Genomic DNA, 14,513 nt, shown 5'->3' with positions numbered 1-14,513 from the left:
ACCGCCAACACCCGGGTCCTGGTGGTCGACGTGCCCCTCGCCGACCGGCTGCTGACCCTCGGGCTGATGGCCGATCGGGTGTTCGAGGTCGCCTCCTTCGCGGCGAACCAGACCGACGCGGCGCCCGACATCGGCGTCGGCTGGAACTCGGACTACATCGCCAGCGTGATCCGGCGCGACACCGGCTTCGTGGTGATCATCGACCTGGCCCGACTGCTGTCGTCCACCGAGATGGCGACGCTCGCCGCCGTACCGCCCGCCCCACGCGCCGCCTGACATCGCCTGAGGCGCCACCCGACCCGACGGTCGCGACGGCGCCTCAGACGCGGGCCCCCGCCCGCCGAGAAACCACCGTCCGAACGGACGCAACCGGGAGCATGACCGACGTGAGCCGAGCCGCCGCCGTCCGAACGTCCGAAGAGAGCGATCGCCTTTCCTCCCGCGATTTTCAGCGTCTTGCCGCTTTCATCAACGATTACAGCGGCATCAAGATGCCGTCCGCCAAGCAGGTGATGCTGGAGGGCCGCCTGCGTCGCCGCCTGAGGGCGACCGGCCACGAGACCTTCGCCGACTATTGCCGCTTCCTCTTCGACGAGGACGGGCTCGAGGCCGAGGCGATCTTCCTGATCGACGTCGTCACCACCAACAAGACCGACTTCTTCCGCGAGCCGACGCATTTCGACTTTCTCGCCAAGCAGGCCCTGCCGGATCTGGCGGCACGCGGGCTCACCTCCATCCGCGCCTGGAGCTCGGCCTGTTCGATCGGCGCCGAGCCCTACACGATGGCGATGGTCTTGGCCGAATTCGCCGCCGCCCACCGGCCGACCTCGTGGTTCGTGCTGGCGACCGATCTCTCGACCGACGTGCTGGAGACGGCCCGCCGCGGCATCTATCCGCGTTCGATGCTCGATCCGGTGCCGTTGGCTCTGCGCAAGAGCCACGTCCGCATCGCCCGCCGCGAGAGCGAGGCCATCGCCCGGATCGCCCCGGCGCTGCGCTCCAACGTCGGCTTCGCCCGCCTCAACCTGATGGACGAGAACTATCCGATCGGCGATCCGATGCACCTGATCTTCTGCCGCAACGTCCTGATCTATTTCGACAAGGAGACGCAGAAGCAGGTTCTGCGCCGGCTCTGCGACAATCTCGTGCCCGGTGGCTATCTGTTCATCGGCCATTCCGAGAGCATCACCGGCTTCGACCTGCCGGTGAGGACCGTGTCGAACACCGTGTTCCAGAAGCTGCCCGACGGCGCGCCCCGTCCGGCGCCCATCCGACGGAGGACCTGAGATCATGGCCAAGCGTGTACGTGTCCTGATCGTCGACGATTCCGCCAGCGTCCGTCAGACGCTGTCGCAGGTTCTGTCGCAGGATCCCGAGATCGAGGTGACCGGCGTCGCCTCCGACCCCTATGTCGCCGCCCGTCGCATCGCCGAGGAAGTGCCCGACGTCATCACCCTCGACGTCGAGATGCCGCACATGGACGGCATCACCTTCCTCAAGAAGGTGATGTCGCAGCACCCGATCCCGGTGGTGATGTGCTCCTCGCTCACCCTCGAGGGGTCCGAGACGCTGATGCAGGCGCTCGAGGCCGGCGCCGTCGACGTCATCGTCAAGCCAAAGATCGGCGCCGCCGACCATCTCGCCGAAAGCGCGATGATGATCTGCGAGACCGTCAAGGGTGCCGCCAAGGCCCGCATCCGCCGCCCCCGCGTCGGTTCGGCCCGGCCGGTGGAGGAGCCGCGCGGATACGGCGCCCCGGCGCCCAAGCTCTCCGCCGACGCGGTGCTGCCGCCGGCGCGGCCTTCGCTCACCGGTGCCATGGCCAAGACCACCGAGATCGTCGTCTGCGTCGGCGCCTCGACCGGCGGCACCGAGGCGCTGCGCGACTTCCTCGTCGCCCTCCCGGCGAACTCGCCCGGCATCGTCATCGTCCAGCACATGCCGGAGAAGTTCACCGCCGCCTTCGCCAAGCGCCTCGACGGCCTGTGCGAGGTCTCGGTCAAGGAAGCCGAGAACGGCGATCCCGTCCTGCGCGGCCACGTGCTGATCGCGCCCGGTGGCCGCCACACGCTGCTCGAGCGCCGCGGCGCCCGCTATCACGTGACGGTGCGCGACGGACCGCTGGTCTCGCGCCACCGCCCCTCGGTCGACGTGCTGTTCCGCTCCGCCGCCCGTGCCGCCGGGCCGAACGCGGTCGGCGTGATCATGACCGGCATGGGCGACGACGGCGCCCGCGGCCTGCTCGAGATGAAACAGGCCGGCGCCTATACCGTGGCGCAGAACGAGGAGACCTGCGTCGTCTTCGGCATGCCGAAGGAGGCGATCGAGCTCGGCGGCGTCGACCGCATCGTCGCCCTCGACGACATCGCCCGCGAGATCCAGATCGCCCAGCAGCGCGCCTGAGACCGGCCGCGACGCCTCGCATCCCGAGGCGTCGCGGCGCCGTTCAGTCGACGAGATCGTCGGGCAGGAGACCCGCGGGGAAGTTCTGGTAGGCGACGGGGCGCAGGAAACGCCGGATCGACAGCGTGCCGACGCTGGTCGCGCCGAAATTGGAGCTGGCCGGCCAGGGGCCGCCGTGCACCATCGAATCGACCACCTCGACGCCGGTCGGGAAACCGTCGACGAGGACGCGGCCGGCCTTGCGCTCGAGGATCGGCAACAGCGACCGCGCGACCGCGAGGTCGGCGTCGTCCATGTGCAGCGTCGCGGTGAGCTGACCGGCGAAGCCGAGGGCGACGGCGCGCATCTCGGCGAGCGAGCCGACCCGGACGACGAGGCCGAGCGGGCCGAAGACCTCCTCCTGCAGGCCGTGATCGGCGGCGAAGGTCGCACCCGTCGTCTCGAACAGCTGCGGCGAGGCCGCCCGCCCCTCCGCCTCGGTCGCGAGAACGGTTTCGACTCCGGCGGCGGCGGTGAACCGGGCGCGTCCCGCGCGATAGGCGGCGGCGATGCCGTCGGTCAGCATGGTCTGCGGCGCGACCTTGGCCAGCGCGGCGGACGTCGCGGCGACGAAGCGATCGGCGTCGGGTCCGTCGATCACCACCGCGATGCCCGGATTGGTGCAGAACTGGCCGGTGCCGAGCGTCAGCGATCCCGCCCAGCCGGCACCCAGCGCCTCGGCGCGGGCGGCGAGCGCCGCCGGCAGCAGGAACATCGGGTTGACGCTGCCGAGTTCGCCGAAGAAGGGAATGGGTTCCGGCCGCGCGGCGCAGAGGTCGAACAGCGCCCGTCCGCCGGCGAGCGAGCCGGTGAAGCCGACCGCCTTGATGCGCGGATGGGTGACCAGCGCCTCGCCGACGGCGCGCGCACCGCCCTGGACGAGCGAGAACACGCCGGCCGGCGCGCCGCAGCGCAGGATCGCCGCATGGATCGCCTCGGCGACGATCTCGCCGGTGCCGGGATGGGCGGAATGACCCTTCACCACCACCGGGCAACCGGCGGCCAGCGCCGCGGCGGTGTCGCCGCCGGCGGTCGAGAAGGCCAGCGGGAAGTTCGAGGCGCCGAAGACCGCGACCGGGCCGATCGGCCGCTGGACGAGGCGGATGTCGGGCCGCGGCATCGGCTGACGATCCGGCAGCGCCGCGTCGTGACGGCGATCGAGGTGCCTTCCTTCACGGACATGCGCGGCGAAGAGGCGGAGCTGACCGACGGTGCGGCCGCGTTCGCCCTCGAGCCGGGCCGGCGGCAGACCGGTCTCCTGGGTACCGATCTCGGTGATCGCCGCGCCGCGCGCCTCGATCTCGTCCGCGATCGCCTCGAGGAAGGCGGCGCGATCGGCCCGCGACGTCGCCGACCAGACCCAGAACGCCTCTTCCGCCGCCGCGCAGGCACGATCGACGATCGCCGTCGTGCCGGCGGCGAAGGTATGCGCCGGACCATGCGCCGGGGTGGAGACGAAATGCGCGTCGCCATCGACCCACGCGCCCGCGACGAGATGCCTGCCGTATGGTGTGAATGCCATGATCGTTCTCCGGTGCGCGGGGCGGCGCGATCGGCGAAAATGCCGAAGCGTCGTTGACGACAAGACAAATACAGTATGTATGCAAAATCACAAGTCACGCGAAGGAGCGAGAGAGCGATGAGCGACGTCGAGATCGTCAGCGTCGAGACCCTGGGCGAGCGCATCGCCGCGGTCTTCGTGAAGGCCGGGCTCTCGCCCGATCAGGCGCGCGCGGTCGCCCGCGTGATCGCCGCCGGCGAGCGCGACGGCTGCAAGTCGCACGGGCTCTATCGCATCGAGGGCTGCCTGAAGACGCTCGCCGCCGGCAAGGTCGTGGCCGACGCCGATCCGGTCGTCCGCGACGACGGTTCGGCGGTGATCCGGGTCGAGGCCGGCGGCGGCTTCTCCTGCCTCGCCTTCGAGCGCGGCGCGGCCCTCCTCGCCGAGCGCGCCAAGGCTCTCGGCCTCGCGGCCCTGGTGATCAACGACTGCACCCATTTCTCGGCCCTGTGGCCCGAGGTCGAGGCGCTGACCGACCACGGCGTCGCCGCGCTGGCGATGTGCCCGAGCTACGCGACCGTCGCGGTGACCGGCGGCGACCGGCCGCTGCTCGGCACCAACCCGCTCGCCTTCGGCTGGCCGCGGCCGGGAACCGACCCTTACGTCTTCGACTTCGCCACCTCCGTCGCCGCCCGCGGCGAGATCGAGCTGCGCCGCCGCGCCGGCGAGACCCTGCCCGAGGGCTGGGCGATCGACGCCGCGGGCCGGCCGACCACCGATCCGACGGAGGCGCTCGTCGGCGCCATGCTGCCCTTCGGCGGTCACAAGGGCTCGGCGATCTCGACGATGATCGAGCTTCTGGCCGGCGTGATGATCGGCGATCTCGACAGTCGCGGCGCCCTCGACCGGCTCGGCACGACGACGCTGGCGCCCGGCCACGGCGAGCTGATCCTCGCCTTCTCGCCCGAACGCTTCGCCGCCGGCCGCCCCGGCGATCCCTTCGCCCGCGCCGAGGCGCTGTTCGAGGCGATCGTCGGCCAGGGCGCGCGGTTGCCATCGCAGCGCCGTTACGCCGCCCGCGCCAAGGCCACGAAGGACGGCATCGCGCTCACGCCCGCAGAGGCCGCGCAGCTCCACCGTTTCGAGACGCTGGGGCTTGCCGCCTTGGGCTGAGAGGGGCGCGAAAAGAAAAGGCCCGCCGTGGGGCGGGCCTTCGAACCGAACGCGAGAGATTTCGACCATTCGACCTCATGCAGAGGCCCTTCATGCTGAGGTGCCCGGCCATCGGCCGGGCCTCGAAGCGCGAAGGGCCGAGAGGCAAGGCCCGTCGTGGCTTCGCCCTTCGAGGCCCGGCTTTGCCGGGCACCTCAGGGTGAAGCCGAACAGGGAGCGGGACCGATCGGCCCTTCATCGGGACCGTGCGGCGCCCTCGCTCGCCTCACGGGCGGTAGGCCTGCACCGCGCCGGGGAGCTTCGACCAGTCGGCGTACCAGGTCTCGAACAGCGCCAGCTGCGTCTCGACGAAGCCACGCTGGCTCGCCGTCAGGGCGTCGGTCTCGTTGAAGTGCAGCGTGTATTCCGGGTTGCCCTTCAGCACCATCATGTACTTGAAGAACAGCACCAGATCCGGCCCCTCGTCGAAGGTCGAGAGCACGTTCATCGCCGCCTCGAGCTCCAGGGCGCGGACGCGGGCGTCGGCATCGCCCTTGGCGGCGGCCTGGGCCAGCGCCGTCAGATGCAGCACTTCCTTCGGCAGCACGTTGCCGATGCCGGTGATCGAACCGGTGGCGCCGCAGTTGACGAAACCGTGGAAGACCGCGGTGTCGACGCCGATCATCAGCGTCACGCCGTCGCCGCCGCTGGTGATGTTCTCGGCCGCGTAGCTCATGTCGGCCGGGCCGCCGAACTCCTTGAAGCCGACCAGATTGGGATGCTCGGCGCGCAGCGCGAAGAAGAGATCGGCGCGGGTGGCGAAGCCGTAGTAGGGGCTGTTGTAGATCACCGCCGGCAGGTCGGGCGCCGCCGCGAGGATCGCCTTGAAGTGGGCGCGCTGCGCCGCGATCGAGGGCCCGCGCGACAGAACGCGCGGGATGACCATCAGGCCCTTGGCGCCGACCTTCTGGGCATGGGCGGCGAGCGCCACGGCCGAGGCCGTGTTGATCGCGCCGGTGCCGACGACCACCGGAATGCCGGCGGCCGTGAGCCGCGCCACGCCTTCCATGCGCTGCGCGTCGGTGAGGAGCGGCCAGTCGCCCATCGAACCGCAGTAGACGACCGCCGACATGCCGGCCGCCATCAGCTCCGCACCCTTGCGCACCAGCGCATCGAAGTCGGGCGTGCGGTCGGCCTTGCAGGGCGTCATCAGGGCGGGAATGCAACCTGTGAAGATGTTGGACGTCATCGGGGGCTCCTTGGTTTCCCGCCACGAGGGACGGTCGAGAGCGGGCGTCGAACGCCCGGCCACCGACCGGATCTGGGTGGAGACATACATTGTATTTTTGTTGTCGACAAGATGCCGACGACGAGGACCACCCCGACCGACGCCCGCCGGCACCCCGCGCCCGCCCTCAGAGCGGCACGGTCTGGCGCCGGTCGCGGGCGATCATCTGCTGGATCTGGTGGACGATCTGGTCGGCATGCGCGGTCGCCAACCGGTCGGCCGCGGCGACGTCGCGGGTCGCGATCGCCTCGATGATGGCGTCGTGCTCGTCGGCATAGCGCGCCGGCAGCCGGTCGTCGAAGGACGAGTAGTAGATCCGGAGGATGCGCCGCCCCTCGTCGAGCAGCCGGCAGAACAGCGCCAGATAGTAGGGATTGCGCCCCGCCTCGGCGATCGCGGCGTGGAAGTCGCGATTGGTGGCGATCATCGCCAGCGCGTCCTCGGCGGCGACGGCGGCGGCGAAGTCGGCCTGCCGCGCCCGGATCGCCGCGAGATCGCCCGGTCGGTGATGTTCGGCGGCGAGCCGCGTGGTGACGCGGTACATCAGCGTCATCGCGTCGAAAAACGTGTGCAGGTTGAGGAAGTCGATGTTGGAGACGACGGTCGAGCGATTGGGCAGCGTCGTCACCAGCCCCTCGCCCGCCAGCCTGACCAGCGCCTCGCGGATCGGCGTGCGCGACATCGACAGCCGTTCGGCCAGCTGGATCTCGTCGATCGGACTGCCCGGCGGCAGCACCAGATCGAGGATCTCGTCGCGCAGGATGTCGTAGACGAGTTTCACGCCCTCGCCGCGCCGCCGTTCGACCGGCGCGCCATCCGTCTTGTCCTTCATCGTATCGCCCCACCGCCGGCCGATCGCTCGACCAAGAACACCGACGGCCGATCGCTCGGCCGGAATCATCAGAACACGACCGCTTCAGCCCTTGCGGACCCGCTCGAGGAAGTCGAGCAGCGATCGCCCCGCCCCCAGGATGTGCGCCCGGGTCAGTTCCGCCGCCTGATCGGCGTCGCGCGCGATGCAGGCCTCGACGATCGCCTGGTGCTCGCGCCGCGCCCGGTCCATGCCCGAGGTCAGCGTCAGCTGGAGCCGCTGATAGCGCTCGATCCGGTTCAGCGCCGAATCGACCACCTGCAGGAAATAGGGCCGGCCGCAGTCGCGATAGAGCATGTAGTGGAGCTGGCGGTTGAGGTGGCCCCAGTTCTTCGGGTCCTCCTCGTGGCCGAAGCGGTCGGCGTAGTCGCGGGCGAGGTCGAGCGATTCCTGCGAGGCGACGACCACCGAGTGGCGCACCACCTCCGGCTCGATCAGCGAGCGGAACTCGAAGATCTCCTCGATCTCGTCGAGCGACAGCGAGGCGACGACGGCGCCGCGATAGCGCTGCGTGGTGACGAGCCCCTGCTCCTCGAGCCGGGTCAGCGCCTCGCGCACCGGAATGCGGCTGACGTTGAACATCCGCGCGATGTTGTCCTGCCTGAGGACCTCGCCCTCGGCCAGGGTGCCGTCGGTGATCCCCTCGCGCAACGCGTCGAAGATCACGTCGGCCGGCGACGCCAACTGGGCCAGGTCCTGGGCTCTGATCTGCATCTCGCTCTCGCCTTCCAAACGAAGTCCGATTTTCGGCACGGGCCGCGTGTCTGTCCAGCCCGTGATGCGCGATTGGGCAATTCGTGCCCAATTTTGTGTATTGAATATTGGATCCAATTCTGAGAGCCTGACGATCGTCTTGGATCGGATCCACGATCGGATATCCACTCAGGAGGGATTGGAATGAGCATGAAAAAGGGCCTCGGCCTCTTCGCGAGCCTCGCGTGCTTCGCGCTCGCCACCGTCGGACCGGCCAAGGCCGACAAGCTCGACGACATCATCGCCTCCGGCAAGCTGCGCTGCGCCGCCGTTCTCGACTTCCCGCCGATGGGTTCGCGCAATGCGGCGAACGAGCCGATCGGCTTCGACGTCGACTATTGCAACGACCTCGCCAAGGCGCTCGGCGTGAAGGCCGAGATCGTCGAGACGCCCTTCCCCGATCGTATCCCCGCCCTCGTCTCCGGCCGCGTCGACGTCGGCGTCGCCTCGACCTCCGACACGCTCGAGCGCGCCAAGACGGTCGGCTTCTCGATCCCCTACTTCGCCTTCCAGATGGTCATCCTGACCAAGGACGGCCTCGGGCTCGCCACCTACGACCAGCTCAAGGGCCGCAAGACCGGCTCGGTCTCCGGCACCTTCGAGGCGCTCGCCCTCGAGGCCGACGTCAAGAAGTGGGCCGATGCCAAGGGCTCGTTCCGCGGCTACCAGACCCAGGCCGACGTCTTCCTCGCCCTCTCCCAGGGCCAGATCGAAGCGACCGTCGTCACCTCGACCGTCGCCGCCGCGATCATCAAGGAAGGCAAGTACAAGGGCTTCGTCATGACCGGCACCGCGCCCTACGTGACGGACTACGTCTCGCTGATCGCGCTGCGTCAGGACCAGGGCTTCATCAACTACCTGAACCTGTTCGTGAACCAGCAGGTCCGCACCGGCCGCTACAAGGAACTCTGGGACAAGTGGGTCGGCCTCGGCGACGCGCCGAACCTGACCGTCCCCGGCGTCTATCGCTGAGCCTCGCCTTCGGGAGGGTGCTCGCCACCCTCCCCCGACACCGATCGGTCGGGCGGTCTCCGCCCAACCCGGGAAATGGTCGGTCGGGCGGTCCCCGCCCTCCGGCTCCTCCTCGGCCCACCTGCCGGTGCGGCCATGCTCGACGGGGTCGCGATGAACTACACGTTCCACTGGTTGCCGGCCTTCCGCGCCCTGCCCGACATGCTGGCCGGCGCGCTGGTCACGCTCGAGGTCGCGGCCGTGTCGATGCTGCTCGGCACCGTCTTCGCCATCCTCCTCGCCGTGGCGAGCGGCTCGCGTCATCGCGCGCTGCGGGCGATCGCCGTGACCTGGGTCGAGGTTGCCCGCAACACGCCGAGCCTCTTCCAGGTCTACATGGCCTATTTCGGCCTCGGCTCGCTCGGGCTCCATCTCGATTCCATGCCGGCGCTCTTGGCGGGTCTCACCTTCAACAACGCCGGTTATCTCGCCGAGACGCTCCGCGGTGGCCTGCGCGCCGTGCCGGAGACGCAGGTGCGCGCCGCCCGCTCGCTCGGCATGGGCGCGTTCCAGACCTTCCGGCTGATCGTGCTGCCGCAGCTCTTCCGCGTCGTGTTCCATCCGCTGACCAACCAGATGGTCTGGGCGATCCTGATGACGTCGCTCGGCGTCGTCGTCGGCCTCAACGACGACCTCACCGGCGTGACCCAGCAGCTCAACGTCAAGTCGTTCCGCACCTTCGAATATTTCGCCCTCGCCGCGGCGATCTACTACGGCCTCGCCAAGGCCGTGACGCTGGCCGCCCGCCTCGCCGCCTGGCGCCTGTTCCGCTACTGAGGGAGACCGGAATGTTCGAAACCTCCTTCGGGCTCGCCGAACTCGTCTTCATGCTGAAGGGCGCCGGCGTCACCCTCGCCCTCACCTTCTGGGCGGTGCTCGGCGGCACGGCGCTCGGCATCGTCTTCGGCCTCGTCCGCGCCTCGGCGCCGTGGTGGGTCGGCGGCGCGCTCGGCCTCGTTCTCGACGTCTTCCGCTCGGTGCCGCTGCTGATCCAGTTCGTGCTGGCCAACGCGTTCAAGCCGATGATCGGCCTGCAGGCGAGCACCTTCACCATCGCCTGCATCGTGCTGGCGCTCTACACCGCCGCCTACTGCACCGAGATCGTGCGCGCCGGCGTGCTGTCGGTGCCGGCGACGACGCGGCGCGCCGCGCGGTCGCTCGGCATGACGGCCTTCCAGGACCTGCGCCACATCGTCTTCCCGATCGCGCTCCGCGTCGCCCTGCCCAACTGGATCGGCCTGACGCTCGGCGTGATGAAGGACTGCTCGCTCGTGCTGTGGATCGGCATCATCGAGCTGCTGCGCTCGTCGCAGATCGTCGTCACCCGCCTCCAGGAACCGCTGCTGGTCCTGTCGATCGCCGGGGCGATCTACTTCCTCATGAGCTTCCCGATCGCCCGCCTCGGCGCGCGTCTCGAAACCGGATGGCGCAACCAATGATCGAGATTCAGGACATCCACAAATCCTTCGGCCCGCTCGAGGTCCTCAAGGGCGTCTCGATGACCGTCGACCGCGGCGAGGTCGTCTCGGTGATCGGCGGTTCGGGCTCGGGCAAGTCGACGATGCTGATGTGCATCAACGGACTGGAGCCCATCGCCTCCGGCCGCATCCTGGTCGACGGCGTCGACGTCCACGACAGGAAGACCAACCTCGACAAGCTCCGCCGCAAGATCGGCATCGTCTTCCAGCAGTGGAACGCCTTCCCGCATCTGACCGTGCTCGAGAACGTCATGCTGGCGCCGCGCAAGGTGCTCGGCAAGTCGAAGGCCGAGGCGGAGGAGATCGCGGTGCAGCAGCTGCGCCACGTCGGTCTCGGCGAGAAGCTGACGGTTTTCCCCTCGAAGCTCTCCGGCGGCCAGCAGCAGCGCATGGCGATCGCCCGCGCCCTCGCCATGTCGCCCGACTACATGCTGTTCGACGAGGTGACCTCGGCCCTCGATCCGCAGCTCGTCGGCGAGGTGCTCGACACGCTGCGCATGCTGTCGTCGGAAGGCATGACGATGATCGTCGTCACCCACGAGATCCGCTTCGCCCGCGACGTCTCCGACCGGGTCGCCTTCTTCCACAAGGGCAGGATCCTCGAGGTCGGCCATCCCGATCAGGTGATCGGCGAGCCGCGCGAACCCGAGACGATCGAGTTCCTGAAGTCGGTGCTCTGACGCCGCCCCCGCTTCCCCCCGGTCTCCCCAGGACCGAAAGCCGATCGGGCGGCATCGCGAGATGCCGCCCGAACCGTTTTCGAGGAAGCGTTTTGCCGCCCTCAGCCGAAGAAGCCGCGATCGAAGCGTTCGACGGCGAAGGCGGAGAGATCGACCGCCGGCGCCTCTTCCGTCGCGAGCTGCGCGACGATCTCGCCGGTGATCGGGCCGAGCGTGAGCCCCAGATGCTGGTGTCCGAAGGCATAGAGCACGCGGGGATCCCTCGTGCTGCGGCCGATCGCCGGCAGATAGTCCGGCAGCGTCGGCCGCGAGCCCCACCAGGTGGTGACGTCGTCGCCGAAGGGGATGCCGAGTTCGGCGACGTGATGGCGCAGGCGATCCCACTTGCGCGGATCGGGCGGCGCGTCGTGGCGCGAGAACTCGACGAAGCTCGTCGCCCGGACGCCGGAGGAGAAGCCCGAGACCACCACGGCGCGATCCTCGAACACCACCGGCGGCAGATCGCTCGGCCAGCGCCAGCGCGCCGAGGCCGACTGGATGTGATAGCCGCGTTCGGCGACGATCGGCACGCGGTGACCGAGCGGCACCATCAGCGCCGCCGAGCGCACGCCGGCGGTGACGACCACCAGATCGGTGCCGGACCGCGCGATCGTCTCGGGCCCGGCGACGCCGGTCTCGATCCGCCCGCCGGCGGCGACGAAGGCCGCCCGCATCGCCTCCAGCACCGCGCCGGGATCGGCGACGCTCGCCGTCCCCTCGTAGCGCATCGCATCGACGATCGGCCGAGCGACGGCACCGACGAGGCGGGCGCGCTGTTCGGGCGCGAGGTCGTGGCAGGAGACCGCATTCGAGGCCGGCCGGGCGAGCGCGCGACGACCGCGTGTCGCCGAGGCGCCGCTCTCCCAGGCGACGATGTGGCCGGTCTCGCGCAGCAGATCCGGCGCGCCGATCGCCTCGGCCCGCCGCCGCCAGGCCGCGAGCGCCGGGACGAGGAGCCCGCCGAGCGCCTGTTTGCCGCGCGCGAAACGGGCGGGCGAACCGGCCGCCAGAAGTCGCAGACCGAACGGCAGCCAGGTGGCGATCGCCGACGGCGGAAAGCCGACCGGGCCGCCGAACATCGTCAGCCGCTTCGGGATCTGCAGCGCCATGCGCCAGGACGCCATCGGCTCGACCTGTTCGACCGCGACGTGGCCGACGTTGCCCCAGGAGGCCGGCGGCCGCTCCGGCGCGTCGTCGAGGAGGACCACGGCGAACCCGCGCGCGCTGAGCGAAAGCGCCGAAGAGAGACCGACGATGCCGCCGCCGATCACCAGTACCGAACGAGGAGCGGTCATGGCGTCACCCCAGCCCGTGCGGGAAGGGATCGGTCGGATCGAGGATCAGCGTCGCTTCCGCCGTGACCCAGGCCCGGCCGGTGATGCGGGGGCGCACCGTGCCCGCCTCGCCCGGCTGGTAGACGCCGGTGAAGCGGCTGCCGACGATGCTCTCCTGCACCCAGGGTTCGCCCGGCGCCAGTTCGCCGTGGGCGGCGAGGCAGGCGAGCTTGGCGCTCGTCCCGGTGCCGCAGGGCGAGCGGTCGTAGGCGTCGCCCGGGCAGAGCACGAAGTTGCGGCTGTTCGCCCCGTTCGTACCCTTCTGGAAGAACTCGACATGGTCGATCTCGGCCCCGTCGGCGCCGGTTATCCCGGCCGCGACCAGCGCTGCACGCACCGCGCGCGAGGCCGCCGTCAGCCGCGGGATCGCGTCATAGTCGAGGGCGCAGGGCGCATCCTCGGTCAGGAAGAACCAGTTGCCGCCCCAGGCGACGTCGCCGGTGACGCGGCCGAGCCCCTCGACCTCGAGGCTGACGCCGGAGGCATGGAGCCGGGCGGGCACGTTGTCGATCGAGACGGTGTTGCGATCCTCGAGCGTCGCCGTGACGACACCGACCGGCGTCTCGATGCGGTGGACGCCCGGCCCGATCCGCCCCATGTGGGCGAGGGTGACGACGGCGCCGATGGTGCCGTGGCCGCACATGCCGAGATAGCCGGCGTTGTTGTAGAAGATGAGGCCCGCGGCGCAGGTCGGATCGACCGGTTCGCACAGCAGCGCGCCGACGACCGCGTCGAAACCGCGCGGCTCGTTCAGCGAGAACCGGCGGACATGGTCGAAGTGCTCGGCGAAGATGCGCCGCCGCTCGGAGAGCGGCCCCCGGCCCAGATCCGGGCCGCCGTCGACGACCAGCCGCGTCGGCTCGCCTTCGGTGTGGGAATCGACGATCTTCATCGGCACGGTTCTCCTCGGATGGTATTTCACCCAACCATGGTGACCGATCGTACCCGGTCCGTCTTGGCGGAAAGCCGGCCGCGCATTGGCAATTCGGCACAGACGTGAGCCCGACGCATGGAACCCCTCTCCTCGATCGCCCTGGCGCTCGCCCGCACGCTGACCGCCGACGATCTCTTCGACGCCGTCGCCGACACGGTCTATTTCGTCAAGGATCGTGACGGCCGCTACACCGCGGTCAACCAGACGCTGGTGACCCGCACCGGCCGCCCCGACAAGGCGGCCCTGATCGGCCGCACCGCCGACGAGGTCTTCCCCGGCGCGCTCGGCCGCCGCATCGCCGAGCAGGATCGCGCGATCACCGAACAGGGCCGCATCCTGACCGCCGAACTGGAACTGCATCTCCATGCCGACGGCGGCGAGGGCTGGTGCCTGACCTGGAAGACGCCGCTGCGCGCCGCCGACGGCTCGATCGTCGGCCTCTTCGGCATGTCGCGCGACGTCCGCCCCGGCGCCGAAGGCGCGGAGGAGACCCGCACCCTGTCCGAGGCGCTCGCCCACGCCCGCGCCCATCTCGACCGGCCGCTGAGGATCGCCGACCTCGCCGCCCGCGCCGGCCTGTCCGCCTTCCGCTTCGACCAGCGCATCCGTCAGCTCTTCGGCATGTCGGCCGGCCAATGGGTGACGCGCCTGCGCATCGACCACGCCCGCGACCGGCTGCGCCATTCGGCGGTGCCGATCAGCGAGATCGCCATCGAATGCGGCTACGCCGACCAGACCGCCTTCTCGCGCCAGTTCCGCAAGACGGTCCATCTGAGCCCGCTGAAGTACCGGCTGCTGCACCGCTCCTGACGGGCCGCGGGGGAGTGGGCGGGACCGCGATCGACGATCGTCCGTTGCCTGCCGGCGGATCGGCGCGGTGCCGACCGCTCATCCGCCCTTTTGCCCGCCCGAAATGCAAAAACCCCTCCGGGGTTTTTCCCGGAGGGGCTTTGGTGTTTGGTTGCGGGGGCCAGATTTGAACTGACGACCTTCAGGTTATGAGCCTGACGAGCTACCGGGCTGCTCCACC

General features: G+C 69.9%; 15 protein-coding genes. 9 read left to right on the top strand and 6 right to left on the bottom strand.

Going from position 1 to position 14,513, the window contains the following annotated elements:
- The 3 genes from ACT541_RS20645 to ACT541_RS20635 form a co-directional block, all read left to right on the top strand.
- The coding region (locus ACT541_RS20645; RefSeq protein ID WP_476139307.1) for a chemotaxis protein CheW at nucleotides 1-276 on the top strand (276 nt) is incomplete at its 5' end.
- Between the two features lie 110 nt (nucleotides 277-386).
- Nucleotides 387-1,286 (top strand): CheR family methyltransferase, encoded by a 900-nt coding sequence (locus ACT541_RS20640; RefSeq protein ID WP_476139313.1) that lies wholly within the window; start codon nucleotides 387-389, stop codon nucleotides 1,284-1,286.
- A 4-nt stretch (nucleotides 1,287-1,290) separates the two neighbouring features.
- On the top strand, nucleotides 1,291-2,403 hold the full coding sequence (locus tag ACT541_RS20635) for a protein-glutamate methylesterase/protein-glutamine glutaminase (protein ID WP_476139305.1): 1,113 nt from the start codon (nucleotides 1,291-1,293) through the stop codon (nucleotides 2,401-2,403).
- 43 nt (nucleotides 2,404-2,446) lie between these two features.
- Here the strand turns inward: ACT541_RS20635 and ACT541_RS20630 are convergent, their stop codons facing one another.
- Complete coding sequence (locus ACT541_RS20630) at nucleotides 2,447-3,964, bottom strand: aldehyde dehydrogenase (NADP(+)) (protein WP_476139303.1); 1,518 nt, start codon at nucleotides 3,962-3,964, stop codon at nucleotides 2,447-2,449.
- Nucleotides 3,965-4,081: 117 nt separating this feature from the next.
- On the opposite strand from ACT541_RS20630, the gene ACT541_RS20625 reads away from it, so the two are divergent.
- A complete protein-coding gene (locus ACT541_RS20625) occupies nucleotides 4,082-5,116 on the top strand; it encodes an Ldh family oxidoreductase (protein ID WP_476139301.1) in 1,035 nt (344 codons plus the stop codon).
- Nucleotides 5,117-5,381: 265 nt separating this feature from the next.
- Here the strand turns inward: ACT541_RS20625 and ACT541_RS20620 are convergent, their stop codons facing one another.
- From ACT541_RS20620 to ACT541_RS20610, 3 genes are all read right to left on the bottom strand, one after another.
- The gene (locus ACT541_RS20620; RefSeq protein ID WP_476139299.1) at nucleotides 5,382-6,344 is read right to left on the bottom strand and encodes a dihydrodipicolinate synthase family protein; all 963 of its coding nucleotides are present in this window, start codon (nucleotides 6,342-6,344) and stop codon (nucleotides 5,382-5,384) included.
- A gap of 166 nt (nucleotides 6,345-6,510) precedes the next feature.
- On the bottom strand, nucleotides 6,511-7,215 hold the full coding sequence (locus tag ACT541_RS20615; RefSeq protein WP_476139297.1) for a GntR family transcriptional regulator: 705 nt from the start codon (nucleotides 7,213-7,215) through the stop codon (nucleotides 6,511-6,513).
- Between the two features lie 84 nt (nucleotides 7,216-7,299).
- Nucleotides 7,300-7,968, bottom strand: a complete 669-nt coding sequence (locus ACT541_RS20610; RefSeq protein WP_476139295.1) for a GntR family transcriptional regulator — start codon at nucleotides 7,966-7,968, stop codon at nucleotides 7,300-7,302.
- A 189-nt stretch (nucleotides 7,969-8,157) separates the two neighbouring features.
- Here ACT541_RS20610 and ACT541_RS20605 point away from each other — a divergent pair, with 189 nt between their 5' ends.
- The 4 genes from ACT541_RS20605 (at nucleotide 8,158) to ACT541_RS20590 (ending at nucleotide 11,176) form a co-directional block, all read left to right on the top strand.
- Nucleotides 8,158-8,979 carry an ABC transporter substrate-binding protein gene (locus ACT541_RS20605; protein WP_476139311.1) on the top strand — a complete coding sequence of 274 codons (822 nt, stop codon included), beginning with the start codon at nucleotides 8,158-8,160 and terminating at the stop codon, nucleotides 8,977-8,979.
- 153 nt (nucleotides 8,980-9,132) lie between these two features.
- Nucleotides 9,133-9,795 carry an amino acid ABC transporter permease gene (locus ACT541_RS20600; RefSeq protein ID WP_476139309.1) on the top strand — a complete coding sequence of 221 codons (663 nt, stop codon included), beginning with the start codon at nucleotides 9,133-9,135 and terminating at the stop codon, nucleotides 9,793-9,795.
- A gap of 11 nt (nucleotides 9,796-9,806) precedes the next feature.
- The gene (locus ACT541_RS20595) at nucleotides 9,807-10,457 is read left to right on the top strand and encodes an amino acid ABC transporter permease (RefSeq protein ID WP_476139293.1); all 651 of its coding nucleotides are present in this window, start codon (nucleotides 9,807-9,809) and stop codon (nucleotides 10,455-10,457) included.
- Entirely contained in the window at nucleotides 10,454-11,176 is a 723-nt protein-coding gene (locus tag ACT541_RS20590) for an amino acid ABC transporter ATP-binding protein (RefSeq protein ID WP_476139291.1), read from the top strand. Before ACT541_RS20595 ends, ACT541_RS20590 begins: the two co-directional genes overlap by 4 nt.
- A gap of 101 nt (nucleotides 11,177-11,277) precedes the next feature.
- Here ACT541_RS20590 and ACT541_RS20585 read toward each other — a convergent pair whose 3' ends face one another.
- Entirely contained in the window at nucleotides 11,278-12,510 is a 1,233-nt protein-coding gene (locus ACT541_RS20585; protein WP_476139289.1) for an NAD(P)/FAD-dependent oxidoreductase, read from the bottom strand.
- Nucleotides 12,511-12,514: 4 nt separating this feature from the next.
- Nucleotides 12,515-13,441: a 4-hydroxyproline epimerase gene (locus ACT541_RS20580; protein WP_476139287.1), complete on the bottom strand. Its 927-nt coding sequence runs from the start codon at nucleotides 13,439-13,441 to the stop codon at nucleotides 12,515-12,517.
- Nucleotides 13,442-13,558: 117 nt separating this feature from the next.
- Here ACT541_RS20580 and ACT541_RS20575 point away from each other — a divergent pair, with 117 nt between their 5' ends.
- Nucleotides 13,559-14,293 (top strand): PAS domain-containing protein, encoded by a 735-nt coding sequence (locus ACT541_RS20575; RefSeq protein WP_476139285.1) that lies wholly within the window; start codon nucleotides 13,559-13,561, stop codon nucleotides 14,291-14,293.
- Nucleotides 14,294-14,513: the final 220 nt, after the last annotated feature.

This window comes from Pinisolibacter sp. DMC100 (assembly GCF_056313705.1).
Note: the sequence above shows the minus strand (reverse complement) of the source record. Positions and strands in the feature narration are given on the sequence as shown.

Excerpts from the sequence above, each read along its gene's own strand:
- ACT541_RS20635 (WP_476139305.1), top strand. The coding sequence starts at position 1,291 with ATGGCCAAGCGTGTACGTGTCCTGATCGTCGACGATTCCGCCAGCGTC.
- ACT541_RS20630 (WP_476139303.1), bottom strand. The coding sequence starts at position 3,964 with ATGGCATTCACACCATACGGCAGGCATCTCGTCGCGGGCGCGTGGGTC.
- ACT541_RS20625 (WP_476139301.1), top strand. The coding sequence starts at position 4,082 with ATGAGCGACGTCGAGATCGTCAGCGTCGAGACCCTGGGCGAGCGCATC.
- ACT541_RS20620 (WP_476139299.1), bottom strand. The coding sequence starts at position 6,344 with ATGACGTCCAACATCTTCACAGGTTGCATTCCCGCCCTGATGACGCCC.
- ACT541_RS20615 (WP_476139297.1), bottom strand. The coding sequence starts at position 7,215 with ATGAAGGACAAGACGGATGGCGCGCCGGTCGAACGGCGGCGCGGCGAG.
- ACT541_RS20610 (WP_476139295.1), bottom strand. The coding sequence starts at position 7,968 with ATGCAGATCAGAGCCCAGGACCTGGCCCAGTTGGCGTCGCCGGCCGAC.
- ACT541_RS20605 (WP_476139311.1), top strand. The coding sequence starts at position 8,158 with ATGAAAAAGGGCCTCGGCCTCTTCGCGAGCCTCGCGTGCTTCGCGCTC.
- ACT541_RS20600 (WP_476139309.1), top strand. The coding sequence starts at position 9,133 with ATGAACTACACGTTCCACTGGTTGCCGGCCTTCCGCGCCCTGCCCGAC.
- ACT541_RS20595 (WP_476139293.1), top strand. The coding sequence starts at position 9,807 with ATGTTCGAAACCTCCTTCGGGCTCGCCGAACTCGTCTTCATGCTGAAG.
- ACT541_RS20590 (WP_476139291.1), top strand. The coding sequence starts at position 10,454 with ATGATCGAGATTCAGGACATCCACAAATCCTTCGGCCCGCTCGAGGTC.
- ACT541_RS20585 (WP_476139289.1), bottom strand. The coding sequence starts at position 12,510 with ATGACCGCTCCTCGTTCGGTACTGGTGATCGGCGGCGGCATCGTCGGT.
- ACT541_RS20580 (WP_476139287.1), bottom strand. The coding sequence starts at position 13,441 with ATGAAGATCGTCGATTCCCACACCGAAGGCGAGCCGACGCGGCTGGTC.
- ACT541_RS20575 (WP_476139285.1), top strand. The coding sequence starts at position 13,559 with ATGGAACCCCTCTCCTCGATCGCCCTGGCGCTCGCCCGCACGCTGACC.